Here is a 16,696-nt window from a genome sequence, read left to right on the forward strand (position 1 = left end):
CGGGACTACCAGCCCCAAAAACAACAAGGTCCGAACCCACTTCCGTAGGTTCGGACCTTGCAGATGTCCTGAGACATCACAAAGCGCCCCCGGCAGGATTCGAACCTGCGACCGTCGGATTAGAAGGCCGATGCTCTATCCAGCTGAGCTACGGAGGCTTGGCGACAACAGGGTACGGGACGGGCGTCGCCGCGGGGCAGCATCGCCCGCCGACGCCGCACGTGCAGAACGGGTCACCGCTCGAGGGCGACGGTCGGGGCCGAGTCCTAGGCTTGCCCTCGTGACCGCCTACGCGCCGCCCGTCGTCCACCGCCCTCAGCGCGGTCGGCTGGTGCTGGTCGTGCTGACGTGGATCACCGGATTCGTCGGCGCCGGGGCTGCCGTGTTCTTCGCCGCCCAGGCAGGCGACGTTCCGGGAGCGGCGCTCGCCATCGTGTTCGCGCTCGTGCCGTTGCCGCTCATCCTGCTGATGTACTGGTGGCTGGACCGGGTCGAGCCCGAGCCGCTGCGCTACAAGTGGGCGGCGTTCGTCTGGGGCGCAGTCGTCGCGGTCGCGATCTCCTTGCTGCTCGAGGGTGCCGCGGCGCTCTGGCTGGAGGTGCCGGAGGACGTGCTGGTCGCGGTCGTGGCCCCCGTGGTCGAGGAGCTGGCGAAGGGGCTGTTCCTCGTCCTCACCGTGCTGCGTGCTCGCCGCATCATCGACGGCGTCCTGGACGGGCTCATCGTGTCCGGCCTCGTCGCCATCGGCTTCGCCGCTGTCGAGAACATCGGCTACTACGCGGCGAGCTACTTCGGGTTGGGGGAGGACGGCAACGAGATCGCCGGAGCCGAGGGGGCCACGCTCACCTTCGTGGTCCGCGGCTTGTTCAGCCCGTTCGCGCATCCGCTCTTCACCTCCGCGATCGGCATCGCGATGGGACTGGCCGCTGGGCGCCGGTCACGCGCCGCCCGCTGGGCGCTCGTCGTCGCCGGCTGCGTGATCAGCGTCATCCTCCACGCGATGTGGAACGGCTCGCTCGTCGTCGGCGGACCGGCTGCCTACGTCGTGGTCTATCTGACCCTCGGCGCTCTGCTTGTCGCGCTGGGATGCCTCGCCGTCATCCTGCGCTTCCGCCAGATCTGCACGCTCTGGCGCTCGCTCACCTACATCGGCCAGCGCGGGTGGATCCACCCGGCCGAGGTGCCGTTCCTCGTCTCCTTCGCGCGACGCCGCCAGGCCCGCACGTTCGCGCGTCAGCACGGCGGCCGGCGCGCCGAGAAGGTCGTCGAGCAGTACCAGGCGCTGGCGACCGAACTCGGCTTCCTCCACGACCAGGTCATGCGTGGGCGGGCCCCGCGCGACGGCGCGAGCCGCACCTACGACCTGCTCGACCGGATGCACGCGCTGCGCCCGGAGTTACGCCTCCCGCCGGCGCTGCCGCCGGGCATGCGCTGAGCCGCGCCGATTCTCGACCGCGAGGGTTTCCTCGCTACGATGGCGGGTATGGATTACCGCGTCGCAGACCTGTCGCTGGCCGAGTTCGGCCGCGCCGAGATCACCCTTGCCGAGCATGAGATGCCCGGCCTCATGGCCATGCGCGAGCGCTACGGCGCGAGCAAGCCGCTCGCGGGCGCCCGGATCGCCGGCTCCCTGCACATGACGGTCCAGACCGCGGTGCTCATCGAGACCCTCGTCGAGCTCGGTGCCGAGGTGCGCTGGGCCAGCTGCAACATCTTCTCCACGCAGGACCACGCCGCCGCCGCGATCGTCGTCGGCAAGAACGGCACTCCCGAGGATCCGCAGGGCGTCCCCGTCTTCGCCTGGAAGGGCGAGACCCTCGCCGAGTACTGGGACCTCGCCGAGCAGATCCTCGTGTGGCCGAACGGTCAGACCCCGAACATGATCCTCGACGACGGCGGCGACGCCACCCTTCTGCTCCACAAGGGCGTCGAGTACGAGAAGGCCGGCGCCGTCCCGTCGCCCGACACCACCGACAACGCGGAGTTCAAGGAGGTCCTGCGGGTCCTCGGCCGCGCGTTCGAGAACGACCCGGGTCGCTGGACCAAGATCGCCGAGAGCGTCAAGGGCGTCACCGAGGAGACCACCACCGGTGTGCTGCGCCTGTACGAGCGCTTCAAGGAAGGCACGCTGCTCTTCCCGGCGATCAACGTCAACGATTCGGTCACCAAGAGCAAGTTCGACAACAAGTACGGCTGCCGCCACTCGCTCGTCGACGGCATCAACCGCGCCACCGACGTCCTCATCGGCGGCAAGGTGGCCGTGGTCTGCGGTTACGGCGACGTCGGCAAGGGCTGCGCCGAGTCGCTGCGCGGCCAGGGCGCTCGCGTCATCGTCACCGAGATCGACCCCATCTGCGCGCTGCAGGCCGCGATGGACGGCTACCAGGTCGCCACGCTCGAGTCGGTCATCGACCAGGCGGACATCATCATCACCGCCACGGGCAACTTCGACGTCGTGCGGGTCGAGCACTTCGAGAAGATGAAGAACCAGGCCATCGTCGGCAACATCGGCCACTTCGACAACGAGATCGACATGGCCGGCCTCGAGCAGTACCCGGGTATCAAGCGCGAGACGATCAAGCCGCAGGTCGACGTCTGGACGTTCCCCGACGGCCACAAGGTCATCGTGCTGTCGGAGGGTCGTCTGCTGAACCTCGGCAACGCCACCGGCCACCCGTCGTTCGTCATGTCGAACTCGTTCACCAACCAGGTGCTCGCGCAGATCGAGCTCTTCACCAAGGGTGAGCAGTACGAGCTGGGTGTCCACGTACTGCCCAAGCACCTCGACGAAGAGGTCGCCCGTCTCCACCTCGCCGCGCTCGGCGTCGAGCTGACCGAGCTCAGCAAGGAGCAGGCCGAGTACCTCGGTGTGGACGTGGCCGGTCCCTACAAGTCGGACCACTACCGCTACTGATCGATGGCGGCCGCGAGCGGGAGTTTCCGCCGGTCCAAGCGCGACCGAGTCCTCATCGTCGACGACGATCCGTCCCTGGCAGAGATGCTGGGCATCGTCCTCGGCGGTGAGGGCCTGCGCAGTGAGGTCGTGTCCTCCGGTTCGGAGGTCATGGCCGCGTTCGAGCGGTTCCGTCCCGATCTCGTTCTGCTCGACCTGATGCTGCCGGGTCTGGACGGCATGAAGGTATGCCGCCAGATCCGGCAGGTCTCGGCCGTGCCGATCATCATGCTGACGGCCAAGTCGGAGACGCCGGACGTCGTCGCCGGTCTCGAGGCGGGTGCCGACGACTACATCACCAAACCGTTCCGCAACAACGAGCTCGTCGCGCGCATCCGTGCCCGGCTGCGCAGGGTCGGCCCGGTGTCGCAACCGATCGTCTTCGGCGATATCACGGTCGACCCCACGTCCCACCAGGCCACCCGCGACGGCAAGGTGCTGCCCCTGACGCCGCTGGAGTTCGACCTGCTGGCGTGTCTGCTCAGCGATCCGTCCCAGGTGTTCACGCGTGAGGTGCTCCTGGAGAAGGTCTGGGGCTACCACCATCCCGGCGATACCAAGCTCGTCAACGTCCACATGACCCGCCTGCGCTCCAAGATCGAGGACGACGCGGACAGCCCCCGGATCATCCGCACGGTCCGCGGCGTCGGCTACCAGGCGATCGACCCCGACGAGGCGTGATGCGGCGCGTCGCGGGACTGTGGCGTCGCTCGATCCGGTTCCGCGTCGTCGTGAGCACCATGGTGCTCACCTCCCTCGTCATCCTGTTGACCGGCTGGGCTCTGCTGCGCGCCGTCGCGGACGGACTGGCCGACTCGCGCAAGGACGTCGCCGTGGCCGAGGCGCGCGCCGGGTTCGACCTCGCCCAGTCCCAGCTGGACGCGGCAGTCGACTCCGACGCGACCGCGCAGGCCCAGACATTGACCCAACTGGTCGACGGACTCGCCGCGACGCGCGGCGAGTCCCGCACGTACGAGTTGGTGCTCGAGGGGCCCTTGGGCGACGAGGACACCACGGCTCCCGTCCGTTCGTCCGGTGAGATCGCCCTCTCCGCGCTTCCCACCGATCTTGTCGACCGCGTTCGGTCGGGCCCAGGCGTGGTGTGGCAGTACAGCGAGCTGCCGCTGTTCGGCGGCGGGCCGGCACCCTCGGTCGTGGTCGGCAGCCGGCTCACTGCGCCCAACGCGGGGGAGTCGTACGCGCTGTTCTACGTGTTCTCGATGCGCGATCAGGAGCAGACGCTCGGTCTGGTCCGCCAGGCCCTGCTGGCCGGCGGAAGTGTCATGGTGCTCCTCGTCGGCCTCCTGGCCTGGCTCGTGGCACGCCAGGTCGTCGACCCGCTGCGCCTGGCCCGCCGGATCGCCGAGCGCTTCGCTGCGGGTCATCTCGAGCAGCGCATGCATGTGCGAGGAGAGGACGACATCGCCCGTCTCTCATCCTCGTTCAACCAGATGGCCGAGAGTCTGCAGCGCCAGATCCGACGGCTGGAGAACCTGTCGCGGCTCCAGCAGCGATTCGTCTCCGACGTCTCGCACGAACTGCGCACACCTCTCACGACCGTCCAGATGGCCAGCGAGATCCTCTATGCCGAGCGTGAGCACTTCGACGCCCACACCGCCCGCTCGGCCGAGCTGCTGCACACGGAGCTCCAGCGTTTCGAGTCGCTGCTCTCCGACCTGCTCGATCTGAGTCGCTTCGACGCCGGTGCCGCCCGCCTCGAACTGGACCGTGTCGACCTTCGTGAAGTCGCCGAACGCGCCGTCACCGACGAGGCCTTCGCCCGCGCGGGCATGACCGCCCGAACCCGCGGACCGCGCGCTCCGGCGATCGTCGAGGCGGACCCTCGGCGCGTGAACCGCATCGTGCGCAACCTCGTCGCGAACGCGGCCAAGTACAGCAAGTCGAGCCGGGTCGACATCGTCGTCGGCCAGAACGAGGACGTGGTGTCCCTCGCCGTGCGGGACTTCGGTGTCGGGCTGGACGCCGAGCAGCAACTTCGTGTCTTCGACCGGTTCTGGCGCGCCGATCCCGCCCGCTCCCAAGGGGGTACCGGCTTGGGCCTGGCCATCGCCCGTGAAGACGCGGAGCTCCACGGCGGCACCTTGCAGGTCTGGTCGCGGCGGGGGCTCGGCACCGAGTTCGTGCTCACGCTCCCCAAGCCCGGACGCACCGTCGAGGGCCCGGCCGTCAGATCGGTCTTCGCATGAGACGCGCCGTCCTGGGTGCCCTGGCAGCGCTCGTCCTGGCCGCATGCGCGTCCATCCCGGCCAGTGGCCCGGTCACGGAGGTCGAGGACGACCGGGGACTGGGGGAGAGCACCGCGCGCTACACGCCGGCAGGACCGGCGCCGGGCGCCACTCCTGATCAGATCGTGCGCGGCTTCCTCGAAGCGATGCTCGCCTACCCGGTCAGCTCCCAGATCGCCGCGGAGTACCTCACTCCCGACGCGGCCCGCGACTGGCGGCCGGGGGAGTCGACGACCGTCTACACCGATGCGCGCTTCGGTCAGAGTGCGCCGGAGGGCTCCAGTCGTCAGATTCGCGTGGGCTGGCGAGCCACCGCCCGGCTGGACGAGCAAGGCCACTATCGCCCCGCGGACGACCGCGTCGAACAGCAGTGGCGACTCGAGCGGGTCGAGGGACAATGGCGGATCGCGGACCCTCCTGACGGCATGCTCGTCACCGCCGAGTATTTCGAGGACTACTTCCGGCCGTTCGACGTCTACTTCCTCGACCAGACCGGCTCGCACGTCGTTCCCGATCCGGTGTTCCGGGTCGTCGGCGACCAGCTGCCCACCGCGCTGCTCGCCAGCATCGCCGAAGGGCCCGAGTCCGCCCGGGCCGCCAGCACTCGCAGTGAGGTGCCCGCCGCCGAACGCCTGCGAGGCTCTGTCCCCATCGACACGCAACGCGTCGCCGACGTGGAGTTCACGATCCCGCTCCGCGAGCTGGCGACCGACGAGCGTGAACGGCTCGCGGCGCAGATCGTGTGGACGCTCCAGGGGGCGCCGGGCGTGGGCGCGGTGCGGATCTCCGGTTCCGATGGCGTCCTGGCTATCGGCGGCGAGGTCGTCCAGGACACTGCCGCCTACGCATCCTTCGCTCCCTCCTCCTCAGACGGACGGATCGCCGCCGTGGTCGACGAGCGGCTGCGGCGACTCGACGCCCAGACGCAGCGCGCCGTCCCGGGCGTGAGTGAGGTCGGCGAGGTCGCCGGGGTGGCGTCGGACCAGACGGTGGTCGCGACGGTGGCACCGGACCGCTCCACGTTCACCGTCCGTGAGGAGGGCGCGCCCACTGAGGTGTCCGGCACGGCGTTCCTCGACCCCGTCGTGGACCGCGACGGCACGACATGGGCCGTCGACGCCAGCGCCGTCCGGGTCGTCGCCGACGGGGACGTGCGGACGGTCGACACCGGCCCGCTCGCGGGCGTGTCCCTCACGTCCTTCGCCATCTCCCCGGACGCGGCGCGCTACGGCGCGACCGCGGTGACGCCGGAAGGAGGCGAGCAGCTCCTCATCGGTCCGGTGCTGCGCGAGGACGACGTCGTCGAGCGGCTGGGTGCGCCGACGCAGGTCCCGACCCCCTCGCTCTCGGCGATGCGGTCGGTGACCTGGGTGACCGGTACTCGCCTCGCGCTGCTGGCCGAGGGCTCCGCCGGGGAGCAGGTGTACTCGGTGCGGATCGACGGATCGGACCTGCGCCCGTCCCTCCCCGGGCTCACCACCCTCCTCCCGCGCATCGAACCGGTCTCCCTGGCCGTGGGCCTGGCCGAGGAACCGCGGTTGTACGTGCTCGACGTCGAAGGCCGGGTGCGCTTGCTCAGCACGCGCGGGTGGGAGCGCATCGACGCGGAGGCCGTCAGCGCGATCGGTTGACGGACCGCTCGTCCACAAGCGCCGGTATGACGGTGGCGCACCGGCGGAGGAGTCACGACGATGCCGTCATGCGTCAGTGGGTCGATGTTGCCGCCGATCTGGTGATCGGTGCGCACTGTCCGGGGTGCGCACGACCCGGGCTCGGGATCTGCCCGCGGTGCGCGAGTGCCGTGCGGCCGAAGCCTCGGACGGTCGAGATCGCCGGCGTCGACCTCCCGATCGTCGCTGCCGGCTCGTACCGCGGCGTCGGTGAGCGAGTGGTGCGCCGGTGGAAGGGTGTCGGGCATCGGGAGTCCGCCCGGTGGGCCGCGTATGCCGTCGCCTCGTGCGTGCTGCAGTTCGCGCTCGACGCGCCGGTCCTCGTTCCCGTCCCGGCGACCCGCCGTTCACGGCGCCGCCGTGGCGCCTGGCTGGTCGGGGACTTGGCACGCGACGCCGCGACGCTGCTGCGGCGTCATGGCGATATGGACGTGTCGGTCGCGCCGGTGGTCCGGTTGCGGCGTCAGACGGCGGATCAACGCGGGCTGGGTCTCGTCGAGCGCGCCCGCAATACCCGCGGCGCGTTCTCGGCGAGACCCCCGAACGGCGCGGGGCCCGTCGTCATCGTCGACGACGTGGTGACCACGGGTGCGACGATGCAGGCCGTTGCGGCCGCGCTCACCGCAGCGGGCTGGAACGTGTGCGGAGGGGTGGCTGCCCTCGCCACCCCACCTCCGGGCGACCACCGCGCAGCGGTGGTGATCGGGGCGGGCGCGGGCTAACGTCGAAACAGGGCGAAAGGGTCGTCCGTCGACCGAGGAGGTTCTGATGGAAATCGTCGTCAAGGGTCGCAACAGTGAGATCTCGGACCGCTATCGCGAACTCGTGGCAGAGAAACTCCAACGGGTGGCGAAATTCGACACGCGCCAACGCATCAACCGCGTCGACGTGGTCGTCAGCCACGAGAAGAACCCCCGGGATCCGGCCACCGCGGCCCGCGTCGAGATGACCGTTCACTCGCGCGGACCGGTGGCTCGGGCCGAAGCAGTCTCGGTGGATCAGCATTCGGCTCTCGACCTCGCACTCGACCGGCTCGTCCGCCAGGTGCGCAAGGCCGTGGACCGTCAGCGCATCCACCGCGGACAGCAGCGTCCCACCTCGCTCGCCGAGGCCACGTCCGCCGTCCCCGACTCGCTGCTCGAGGAGCTCGAGGGCCAGCGCCAGCCGGAGGAGGCATCGGCGGCCGGGCCCATCGCCGTCGACGGTGACGGCCCGCTCGTGGTGCGGGAGAAGACGCACCCCACGACCCCGATGACCCTCGAGCAGGCGCTCTACGAGATGGAACTCGTGGGGCACGACTTCTTCCTCTTCGTGGAGAAGGACTCGATGCAGCCGTCGGTCGTCTACCGCCGCAAGGGGTACGACTACGGCGTCATTCACCTCGACGTCCGCGACGAGTGACACCGGGTCCGCAGCACGGCTGAGGAGATCGAGGGTCCGCCTGGTGCGGACCCTCGGTTTTTGGGGGGTATTAGTGGCATCATTCGGACTGTGACTTCTCGTTCCGACGCCATCCGGCTTCTGCTGGTCGACGACCAAGAGCTTTTCCGCCGTGGAGTGACGATGGTGCTCGGTGCCGACTCCGATTTCGAGATCGAGGACGTCGACGACGGCGACGCGGCCTTGGAGCGGATCGCCGAGGAGCCCTTCGACGTCGTCCTCCTCGACATCCGCATGCCCGGCCGCGGCGGCGTCGAGACGTGCGCCGCCATCAAGGAGATCGCTCCGTCGACCGGTATCATCATGCTGACGGCCAGCGACGAGGAGGTCGACCTCTACGAGTCGATCAAGGCCGGCGCCTCCGGGTACCTGCTCAAGGACGGCTCCACGTACGACCAGGTGGGCGAGGCCGTGCGTCTCGTCGCGGCCGGGCAGTCCCTCATCAGCCCGAGCATGGCCACCAAGTTGCTCGACGAGTTCGTGCAGATGTCGCGTGGAGCCGCACCGGCGACCACCCTCACGCAGCGTGAGCTCCAGGTCTTGCGGCTCGTGGCGCACGGCAAGAGCAACCGCGACATCGCGCAGGAGCTGTACATCAGCGAGAACACGGTCAAGAACCACATCCGCAACATCCTCGAGAAGCTGCAGATGAAGTCGCGCATGGAAGCGGCCATGTTCGCGGTGCGCAGCAAGCTCATCGACGACATCCCGTAACCGGTGCTCACGCTCTCGACCGCGCAGGCGCGGCGCATCGCGCTGGCCGCCCAAGGATTCAGCACGCCTCGGCCCGCCGGGCCCGTGACGATGGGGCACCTGACCCGCACGGTCCGCCGACTCGGGTTCTTCCAGATCGACTCCGTCAACGTTCTCCAGCGCGCCCACTTCATGCCGCTGTACTCGCGGTGCGGTCCCTACGACACCGCACTGCTGGCCCGCGCCGCCGAACGGCCGCCGCGGCGCGTCTTCGAGTACTGGGCGCACGTCGCGACCTACGTCGACATCGATTTGTGGCCGGCGATGCAGCACCGGATGGTCGAGCGACACGGGATGTGGGGCTCGATGCGGGAGATCGCGCAGGCCCACCCCGGCCTCGTGGAGACGGTGCTCGACCTCGTCCGCGATCACGGGCCCCTCACCGCTCGAGAGGCCGACGCCCTGCTGCACGGCGAGAACGTGACGCGCGATCGCAGCAACTGGGGATGGAACTGGTCAGCGACCAAGAAGGCGTTGGAGTACCTCTTCTTCATCGGCGAGATCACGGCGGCCCGGCGCAACGGCGCCTTCGAGCGGGTCTACGACCTCAGCGAGCGGGTGATCCCCGCCGAGGTGCTCGCGCGGCCGGCGCTCGATGCGGAGGAAGCGCACCGCCACCTCGTGGAGCATGCCGCGCGTGCGCTCGGCGTCGCCACCGAACCGTGTCTGCGCGACTACTTCCGCACCTCGCCCGCTCCCACACGGCGTGCCGTCGGCTCCTTGGTCGAGGATGGCGTGCTGCGTCCGGTCGCGATCGAAGGATGGAGCCGGCCGGCATATCTGCACGCCGAGGCGCGCCAGCCCCGCCGGGTCGACGCGAGGGCGCTGCTGAGCCCGTTCGACCCGCTCGTCTTCGAACGCACCCGGGCCGAGCAGCTGTTCGACTTCCGCTACCGCATCGAGATCTACGTCCCCGAGGCCAAACGTGAGTACGGGTACTACGTGCTGCCCTTCCTTCTCGGTGAGCGCATCGTGGCGAGGGTCGACCTGAAGGCCGACCGGGCCGGCGGCGCGTTGAATGTCGTCGGCGCCTGGGCCGAGTCCTACGCTCCCGACGACGTCGCCGAGCAGTTGGCCGCCGAACTGCAGGTGCTGAGCGGGTGGCTCGGGCTTTCCGAAGTCCGTCCACCTGCGCGTGGTGATTTGGCCCCTGCTCTGGCCAAGGCGTTGGGTGTGGCGTGACGACACCCTAGGATGAGCAGGTGCCCAAGATCATCGACAAGATCCTCCGCGCCGGCGAAGGCAAGATCGTCCGCCGCTTGGAGGCGATCGCCAAGCAGGTGAACGCGCTCGAGGACGAGTTCCGCGAGATGAGCGAGGACGAGCTGCGCGGCATGACCGCGGAGTTCAAGGAGCGCCTCGCTGACGGCGAGACCCTCGATGACCTCCTGCCCGAAGCGTTCGCGACCGTGCGCGAAGCCGCCTCGCGGGTGCTGAACCAGCGGCACTTCGACGTGCAGATCATGGGTGGCGCGGCACTGCACCTGGGCAACATCGCCGAGATGAAGACCGGTGAAGGTAAGACGCTCGTCGCGACCCTCCCGTCCTACCTCAACGCGCTCACCGGCAAGGGCGTGCACGTCGTCACCGTCAACGACTACCTCGCCAAGTACCAGGCCGAGTGGATGGGACGCGTCTACCAGTACCTCGGCCTCACCGTGGGTGTCGTCGTCGCCGGGCAGACGCCCGCCGAGCGCAAGGTCGCTTACGCCGCCGACATCACGTACGGCACCAACAACGAGTTCGGGTTCGACTACTTGCGCGACAACATGGCCGACTCGCTGGAGAACTGCGTCCAGCGCGGCCATCACTTCGCCATCGTCGATGAGGTCGACTCGATCCTCATCGACGAGGCCCGCACGCCGCTCATCATCTCCGGTCCCACCGAGGACGAGGTCAAGTGGTACGCCGAGTTCGCCCGCATCGTCAGCGGCATGCGCATCGACGAGCACTACGAGGTCGATGAGAAGAAGCGCACCGTCTCGGTGACCGAGAAGGCCATCGACGTCGTCGAGGACAAGCTCGGCATCGACAACCTCTACGACGCCGTCAACACGCCGCTCATCAGCTTCCTCAACAACGCCATCAAGGCCAAGGAACTGTTCAAGCGCGACAAGGACTACGTCGTCATCGACGGCGAGGTCCTCATCGTCGACGAGCACACCGGCCGACTGCTGTCCGGCCGCCGCTACAACGAGGGCCTGCACCAGGCGATCGAGGCCAAGGAAGGCGTGCGCATCCGCGAGGAGTACCAGACCCTCGCCACCGTCACGCTGCAGAACTACTTCCGTCTGTACGAGAAGCTCGCCGGCATGACCGGTACGGCCATGACCGAGGCCGCGGAGTTCGACAAGATCTACAGCCTCGGCGTCGTGCCGATCCGCACCAACAAGCCGGTGCAGCGCGAGGATCTTCCCGACCTCGTCTACCGCACCGAGGAAGCCAAGTTCAACGCGGTCGCCGACGACATCGCCGAGCGTCACGCCGCCGGCCAGCCCGTGCTGGTCGGCACCACGAGCGTCGCCAAGAGCGAGCGGCTGTCGGCGTTGCTCAAGCAGCGCAACATCCCGCACCGCGTGCTCAACGCCAAGCACCACGAGAGTGAGGCGGCGGTCGTGGCGCAGGCGGGCCACCGCGGAGCGGTCACCGTCGCCACCAACATGGCCGGCCGCGGTACCGACATCATGCTCGGCGGCAACCCCGAGTTCCTCGCCGACCAAGCACTGCGCAAGAAGGGCCTCGATCCGCTCGAGGACTCCGAGGCGTACGAGGCCGAGTGGTCCGAGATGGTCAAGCACTTCGAGGCCGAGGTCGAGAAGGAGAAGGAAGCCGTGCGGCAGGCCGGCGGTCTCGCCGTCATCGGCACGGAGCGGCACGAGTCGCGGCGCATCGACAACCAGCTGCGTGGTCGCTCCGGCCGTCAGGGCGACCCCGGCGCCACTCGCTTCTACTTGTCGCTTGAAGACGACCTCATGCGCCTGTTCAAGGCCGACTGGGTCAACTGGATCCTCCAGACGATGAAGATCCCCGACGACGTGCCGATCGAGAACAAGCGCGTCACCGGTGCGATCGCGTCGGCACAGGCGCAGGTCGAGGCGCAGAACTTCGAGACCCGCAAGAACATCCTCAAGTACGACGACGTCATGAGCCGTCAGCGCGAGGTCGTCTACGCCGAGCGCCGCCGCGTGCTCGAGGGCGAGGACCTCGAGCAGTGGATCCGCACGATGATCGAGGACGTCACCGGCGCCTACGTCGACGGTGCGACCGAAGGCGTGCCGGCCGAGTGGGATCTCGAGCAGCTGTGGACGGCGCTCAAGACGCTGTACCCGGTCTCGCTGTCGATCGACGACGTCGTCGAGGGCGCGGGCGGCATCGACCGCCTGGATCGCGACGACCTCAAGAAGGCCGTCGTCGCCGACGCCCTCGCGGCCTACGACAAGCGCGAGGAGGAGCTGGGCGAGAAGGTCGTCCGCGAACTCGAGCGTCGTGTCGTGCTCAGCGTGCTGGACCGCAAGTGGCGCGAGCACCTCTACGAGATGGACTACCTGCGCGAGGGCATCGGTCTGCGCGCCTACTCGCAGCGCGATCCGCTCATCGAGTACCAGCGTGAGGGCTACGACCTGTTCAGCGCGATGATGGACGGCATCGCCGAGGAGTCGGTGGGCTACCTGTTCAACGTCGAGGTCCAGGTGCAGGCACCGCAGTCCGATGAGGACCAGCTGGCGGTCCAGGCCAAGGGGCTCGGTGTCCAGAGCGCTCCGACCAAGCAACTGCAGTACTCGGCGCCCTCGGAGGACGGCTCGGCCGTCGCGAGCCGCGGTGGCACCGCCGTGCAGGACGAGACGGATGCCGTGCAGACGGTCGGCGAGGACGACGAGGCCGAGCGCGTGCGCCAGAACAAGCAGAAGGCGAAGGCCCGGCAGAAGGCGAAGCAGCAGCGCCAGTCTCGCAAGCGCAACCGCTGACCATCACGCCCAGGTGAGGGCGGTGCATCGCCACAGCGGTCCGCGCGGTGCCGTGTCGTCGCGCTCGAGGCGCAAGGCGATCGCGTGAGAGCGACCATCGTGGACCATCCGTCCGGCGATCTCGGCTGCCCCGTCGCGCACCATCGACACGTGTACTGACGCGAGTCGAGCACGGTGCCGGCTGGCGCGGACTCGGCGACGTTGCAGGTGGTCCTGCAGGTGCTCGAACACGTCGGCGGTCATCCACGGGCCGAGTTGCCGCACCGGCCGGTGGCCGTGGATGACCTCGGCGACGGCCTGGACGAAGCGGGCGGAACGGTCGCGCAGTTCGCCGCTGTTGTCGCGCTCGACTGGGACCGGCAGCACTGGCGGCGCGGGTGGGAACGGCAGCGGGATCTGCGCGTCCAGCTGCCCCTGGGGATGCGGTTCGGTGACGAATGCGGTGGCGGTGAGCATCATCGCGCCCCGTCCGGAGCGATGAGGACCTGGCTGGGCACGATGTAGTCGGCGTCCGGGCCGATGACGTCGCGATTGCGTTCGTGCCACGCCGTGGTGGCGGCAGCGATCTGTGCAGTGCCGTGCCCGGGAGGTAGGTGACGAGCCGCGATCGTCCATAACGAGTCGCCGGCGACGACGACATGGTGCGCGGGCGGCGGTGGTTGTTCCACCGCCACGGGGGTGACGCCGACTGGTCGATCCGGTAGCCGAAGGCCGTCGAGGTCCCCGGACGCCGCTGCCGGGCTGGCCATGAGACCCGCCCCGGCTCCGCCGAGGACGAGCATCACGACCCATCGCGGAGCCAGGTGGCGGATCAGGCGCGGGTCGACGAGTGCGAGGAGCGAGAGCACGGCGCACCAGCCGACGAGGACGGCTGCGCCCGCTGCGGCGCCGTAGGTCACGGTGGATTCGAGCTCGCCCTGCGCCGCCGAGTCGAGCCACCGAGGAACACGCGGCAGGGCCGTGGCCGCCGTTCCTATCGACATGAGGGCGATGACCGCCGGTCGACTTCTCATGAGGACCCCCGAATGGTGCGTGTAATGACGTTCGATGACATTTGATGACGTCCGAGCACGCTTGTCAACCGGTCATCCTCTCGGTTGGGTACGGTGACGGCATGCGGTGGGACCGGCTGTTCGACGATCTCGAGGCCTCGGTCGAGGACGTGGTGCGAGTCGAGCGCGACGCGCTGGCCGACGATCTGAGGGACGAGTTGCTCGCGGAACGGTCGTGGGCCGAGGGGCTGGCCGGGGACATCGTGGTGTCGGTGCGGGGAGCCGGGGACATCACCGGAACGGTCAGCGCCGTCACCGATCACTTCGTTCACCTCGCCGGTATCCACGAGGACGTGCTCGTCGCGCGCTCTGCGGTCATGGCCGTGAGCGGAGGCGAGGGTGAGCCGGCGGCACACACGCGCGTCGGCTGGGGTGGAGCTTTTCGCGCGGCGCGTGACGACGGCGATCCCGTGCGCCTCGTGCGCGTCGACGGTCAGGTCGCCGAGGGTGAGGTGCGCGCCGTCGCCGCCGATGCCGTGATGCTGCGGACGGTGACGGGGCACGTGGTCACGATTCCGTGGTCCGCGATCGCTCTCGTGCGGCGTCGGCGTTGATCTGCTCGGCGGTCCGCTCGTACTGGCGGGCGATGAAGCGCTCCAACTCGTCGTGCTCGATACGCCACACGCCGCGGCCGCCGATCTGGATGCCGCGCAGTTCGCCCGAGGTCAGCAGAGCCCGCACCTGACGGACGCTGACGTTGAGGACCTCGGCGACGTCGGGGATCGACATGAACCGCTGCTGCGAGGACATGTCGGCATTCTCGCACGCGGCGGGCCCGCCGTTGTCCACCGTGTGGATAGCCGATCTGGACGATGTCGTCCCGATCCGCTAGGACTGGTGCCATGAGTACTCGGACCGGAACCGCGACGCGGACGGCGCGCCGCTGGCGATCCGGTCCCTGGCGTTCGCCCCGCTTCATGCTGGGGCTCGCGCTCGTGCTCGCCGCGACAGCGGCGGGCGGATGGGTCGTGGCCGGGCTCGCCGACGACGAGCTCTACTGGTCGGTCCGCGACGGAGTCCGGGCAGGGGAGCCGGTGCGCGAGGAGCAACTGGTCGCGACCCGCGCCCGGCTCGAGGGTGCGGTCCAGGACGCCGTCGTCCCCGCCGACGCCACGATCGAGCCCGGCACCGTGTGGGCTCACGACATGCCTGCCGGGGTGATCGTGCCCGAGGGTGCGTGGGTCGGCGACGTCGTCGGTGATCATGAAGTCCCGCTCGCGGTCCGAGAAGGAGCGATGCCCGCCGACCTCGCGCCCGGTGACCGGGTGGACGTCTGGGTCGGACCGGGGCCGCAGGAAGGGATGGCGGCCGCGACATCGGCGCAACGCGTCCTCGCCGACGTCCGCGTGGTCGGGGTCGATCCAGCGCCCACGGGCGGTGCCGCGACGGTCGTCGTCGGCGTGGGCGAGGAACCTCCGTCGGCGACCACCGTGGCCTCGGTCGGGGCGGGTCACGTCACGCTGGTGCGGCGCTCGTGATCGCCGTCGCGGTCGCTGCCGGGGGCGCGAGCTGGGAGGCGGGCGTGCTCGAGGAGATCGAACGATCGGCGGCGCTGACACTGGCACGCCGCTGTGTGGACGCCGCGGATCTGCTGGCGCTGAGGGACACCGGACGCGCGCAGGTCGCCGTCGTCGATCCGCAGCTCGGGGGTCTCGACATGGATGCGGTGAGCCGGCTTCGCGAGGGTGGCATCGCGGTCGTCGGGCTCGGGGAGGTGGTGCCCGAGCTCGGCATCGTCTCCGCGGTCCAGCCTGGTGCGCTCGATGAGCTCGCCCGGGAGGACCTGCGCCGTTCGGTCCGTGCACCGGTCAAGGAGCGGCCCACGTCTCCCGTCATCGCCGTGTGGGGGCCGACGGGAGCCCCGGGTCGCACGAGCGTCGCAGTGGAACTCGCTGCGTCGTTGTCCCGGCATGCCTCGACGGTCGTGGTCGACGTCGACCCCCACGGGGGCGCGGTGGCGCAGGCGCTCGGCCTTCTCGACGAGGTGAGTGGCCTCGTGGCGGCGTGTCGCAGCGCCAACGCCGGTCGTCCCGATGAGGTGGACGCGGCGGTCACCGCCGTGGCACCGCAGCTCGAGGTCCTCACCGGCCTGCCCCGTGCCGACATGTGGACGCAGGTCCGGCCCGCGGCGCTTCACGCCGTGCTGGACCGTCTTGCCGCGACGCACGACCTCGTCGTGCTCGACACCGGCTTCGGGAACGAGGGTGCTGTCGGGCCGGGGCCGGCGCGCGACCAAGCCACGATCGCGGCCCTCGACCGTGCCGACGTCACGGTCGTCGTCGGACGTGCCGAGCCACTCGGCCTCGCGCGGCTGCTGCGATGCCTCGACGACGGCAGCCCGTGGTCGGCTCCACCGTGGGTCGTCGTCAACCACGTGCGCAGTTCGCTCGGCTGGAGTGACGGCGAGATCGCGGCCATGGTCCGTGAGGTGAGCGGGCACCCGGTGAGGGCCTTCCTGCCGGAGGACGCGCACGCTCACGACACCGCCGCCCTGCATGGAATACCGGTCCGCGAAGCCGCTCCCACGTCGCCCTGGGTCGCCCGCATCGACCGGTTGGCTCGGGAGCTGTGGAACGACGTCGGTGATAGGGTCGCGAGCATCTCGACCAGGAAGTGA

16 protein-coding genes and 1 tRNA gene are annotated in these 16,696 nt (G+C 69.5%); 13 read left to right on the forward strand and 4 right to left on the reverse strand.

Features of this window, described 5'->3' with window-relative positions; genetic code table 11:
• Positions 1-84 precede the first annotated feature (84 nt).
• A tRNA-Arg gene (locus EHW97_RS14105) sits at positions 85-158 on the reverse strand.
• Positions 159-280: 122 nt separating this feature from the next.
• Here EHW97_RS14105 and EHW97_RS14110 point away from each other — a divergent pair.
• The 10 genes from EHW97_RS14110 (at position 281) to secA (ending at position 13,027) form a co-directional block, all read left to right on the forward strand.
• On the forward strand, positions 281-1,435 hold the full coding sequence (locus tag EHW97_RS14110; RefSeq protein ID WP_166367524.1) for a PrsW family intramembrane metalloprotease: 1,155 nt from the start codon (positions 281-283) through the stop codon (positions 1,433-1,435).
• A gap of 48 nt (positions 1,436-1,483) precedes the next feature.
• A complete protein-coding gene (gene ahcY / locus EHW97_RS14115) occupies positions 1,484-2,914 on the forward strand; it encodes an adenosylhomocysteinase (RefSeq protein WP_124237816.1) in 1,431 nt (476 codons plus the stop codon).
• A gap of 3 nt (positions 2,915-2,917) precedes the next feature.
• A complete protein-coding gene (gene mtrA, locus EHW97_RS14120) occupies positions 2,918-3,634 on the forward strand; it encodes an MtrAB system response regulator MtrA (protein WP_124237817.1) in 717 nt (238 codons plus the stop codon).
• Positions 3,634-5,160 carry an MtrAB system histidine kinase MtrB gene (gene mtrB / locus EHW97_RS14125; RefSeq protein ID WP_124237818.1) on the forward strand — a complete coding sequence of 509 codons (1,527 nt, stop codon included), beginning with the start codon at positions 3,634-3,636 and terminating at the stop codon, positions 5,158-5,160. The genes mtrA and mtrB overlap by 1 nt, the downstream gene beginning before the upstream one ends.
• Positions 5,157-6,830, forward strand: a complete 1,674-nt coding sequence (locus tag EHW97_RS14130; protein ID WP_124237819.1) for an LpqB family beta-propeller domain-containing protein — start codon at positions 5,157-5,159, stop codon at positions 6,828-6,830. The genes mtrB and EHW97_RS14130 overlap by 4 nt, the downstream gene beginning before the upstream one ends.
• A gap of 68 nt (positions 6,831-6,898) precedes the next feature.
• Positions 6,899-7,591 (forward strand): ComF family protein, encoded by a 693-nt coding sequence (locus tag EHW97_RS14135; RefSeq protein WP_124237820.1) that lies wholly within the window; start codon positions 6,899-6,901, stop codon positions 7,589-7,591.
• 46 nt (positions 7,592-7,637) lie between these two features.
• Positions 7,638-8,270, forward strand: coding sequence for a ribosome hibernation-promoting factor, HPF/YfiA family (hpf, locus tag EHW97_RS14140; RefSeq protein WP_124237821.1), 633 nt, complete (start codon positions 7,638-7,640; stop codon positions 8,268-8,270).
• Between the two features lie 90 nt (positions 8,271-8,360).
• Positions 8,361-9,023: a response regulator gene (locus EHW97_RS14145; protein WP_243696467.1), complete on the forward strand. Its 663-nt coding sequence runs from the start codon at positions 8,361-8,363 to the stop codon at positions 9,021-9,023.
• A 3-nt stretch (positions 9,024-9,026) separates the two neighbouring features.
• Positions 9,027-10,244 (forward strand): winged helix-turn-helix domain-containing protein, encoded by a 1,218-nt coding sequence (locus tag EHW97_RS14150; RefSeq protein ID WP_208002067.1) that lies wholly within the window; start codon positions 9,027-9,029, stop codon positions 10,242-10,244.
• Between the two features lie 20 nt (positions 10,245-10,264).
• Positions 10,265-13,027 (forward strand): preprotein translocase subunit SecA, encoded by a 2,763-nt coding sequence (gene secA, locus EHW97_RS14155; RefSeq protein ID WP_124237823.1) that lies wholly within the window; start codon positions 10,265-10,267, stop codon positions 13,025-13,027.
• Between the two features lie 3 nt (positions 13,028-13,030).
• Here secA and EHW97_RS14160 read toward each other — a convergent pair whose 3' ends face one another.
• Positions 13,031-13,483, reverse strand: a complete 453-nt coding sequence (locus tag EHW97_RS14160; protein WP_124237824.1) for an Rv3235 family protein — start codon at positions 13,481-13,483, stop codon at positions 13,031-13,033.
• A complete protein-coding gene (locus tag EHW97_RS14165) occupies positions 13,483-14,040 on the reverse strand; it encodes a LysM peptidoglycan-binding domain-containing protein (protein WP_124237825.1) in 558 nt (185 codons plus the stop codon). The genes EHW97_RS14160 and EHW97_RS14165 overlap by 1 nt, the downstream gene beginning before the upstream one ends.
• Before the next feature lie 101 nt (positions 14,041-14,141).
• Between EHW97_RS14165 and EHW97_RS14170 the strand changes: the two genes are divergently transcribed.
• Positions 14,142-14,633: a hypothetical protein gene (locus EHW97_RS14170; RefSeq protein ID WP_124237826.1), complete on the forward strand. Its 492-nt coding sequence runs from the start codon at positions 14,142-14,144 to the stop codon at positions 14,631-14,633.
• Here the strand turns inward: EHW97_RS14170 and EHW97_RS14175 are convergent.
• Positions 14,587-14,829 (reverse strand): helix-turn-helix domain-containing protein, encoded by a 243-nt coding sequence (locus tag EHW97_RS14175; RefSeq protein WP_124237827.1) that lies wholly within the window; start codon positions 14,827-14,829, stop codon positions 14,587-14,589. The two genes, EHW97_RS14170 and EHW97_RS14175, sit on opposite strands and share 47 nt — an antisense overlap.
• A 92-nt stretch (positions 14,830-14,921) precedes the next feature.
• Here EHW97_RS14175 and EHW97_RS14180 point away from each other — a divergent pair, with 92 nt between their 5' ends.
• Together EHW97_RS14180 and EHW97_RS14185 are read left to right on the forward strand one after the other, a co-directional pair.
• Positions 14,922-15,557 (forward strand): CpaB family protein, encoded by a 636-nt coding sequence (locus EHW97_RS14180; protein ID WP_124237828.1) that lies wholly within the window; start codon positions 14,922-14,924, stop codon positions 15,555-15,557.
• A complete protein-coding gene (locus EHW97_RS14185) occupies positions 15,554-16,696 on the forward strand; it encodes a CpaE/TadZ family protein (RefSeq protein ID WP_124237829.1) in 1,143 nt (380 codons plus the stop codon). The genes EHW97_RS14180 and EHW97_RS14185 overlap by 4 nt, the downstream gene beginning before the upstream one ends.

Origin of the sequence: Aeromicrobium camelliae (genome assembly GCF_003850045.1) — a bacterium.
In the GTDB taxonomy this organism is placed as follows: Bacteria; Actinomycetota; Actinomycetes; order Propionibacteriales; family Nocardioidaceae; genus Aeromicrobium; species Aeromicrobium camelliae.

What these genes read in the sequence shown, in the direction of transcription:
- EHW97_RS14165 (WP_124237825.1), bottom strand. Translation starts at nt 14,040, where the DNA reads ATGAGAAGTCGACCGGCGGTCATCGCCCTCATGTCGATAGGAACGGCG.
- mtrB (WP_124237818.1), top strand. Translation starts at nt 3,634, where the DNA reads ATGCGGCGCGTCGCGGGACTGTGGCGTCGCTCGATCCGGTTCCGCGTC.
- EHW97_RS14135 (WP_124237820.1), top strand. Translation starts at nt 6,899, where the DNA reads ATGCGTCAGTGGGTCGATGTTGCCGCCGATCTGGTGATCGGTGCGCAC.
- EHW97_RS14170 (WP_124237826.1), top strand. Translation starts at nt 14,142, where the DNA reads ATGCGGTGGGACCGGCTGTTCGACGATCTCGAGGCCTCGGTCGAGGAC.
- ahcY (WP_124237816.1), top strand. Translation starts at nt 1,484, where the DNA reads ATGGATTACCGCGTCGCAGACCTGTCGCTGGCCGAGTTCGGCCGCGCC.
- mtrA (WP_124237817.1), top strand. Translation starts at nt 2,918, where the DNA reads ATGGCGGCCGCGAGCGGGAGTTTCCGCCGGTCCAAGCGCGACCGAGTC.
- EHW97_RS14175 (WP_124237827.1), bottom strand. Translation starts at nt 14,829, where the DNA reads ATGTCCTCGCAGCAGCGGTTCATGTCGATCCCCGACGTCGCCGAGGTC.
- EHW97_RS14180 (WP_124237828.1), top strand. Translation starts at nt 14,922, where the DNA reads ATGAGTACTCGGACCGGAACCGCGACGCGGACGGCGCGCCGCTGGCGA.
- EHW97_RS14130 (WP_124237819.1), top strand. Translation starts at nt 5,157, where the DNA reads ATGAGACGCGCCGTCCTGGGTGCCCTGGCAGCGCTCGTCCTGGCCGCA.
- hpf (WP_124237821.1), top strand. Translation starts at nt 7,638, where the DNA reads ATGGAAATCGTCGTCAAGGGTCGCAACAGTGAGATCTCGGACCGCTAT.
- EHW97_RS14160 (WP_124237824.1), bottom strand. Translation starts at nt 13,483, where the DNA reads ATGCTCACCGCCACCGCATTCGTCACCGAACCGCATCCCCAGGGGCAG.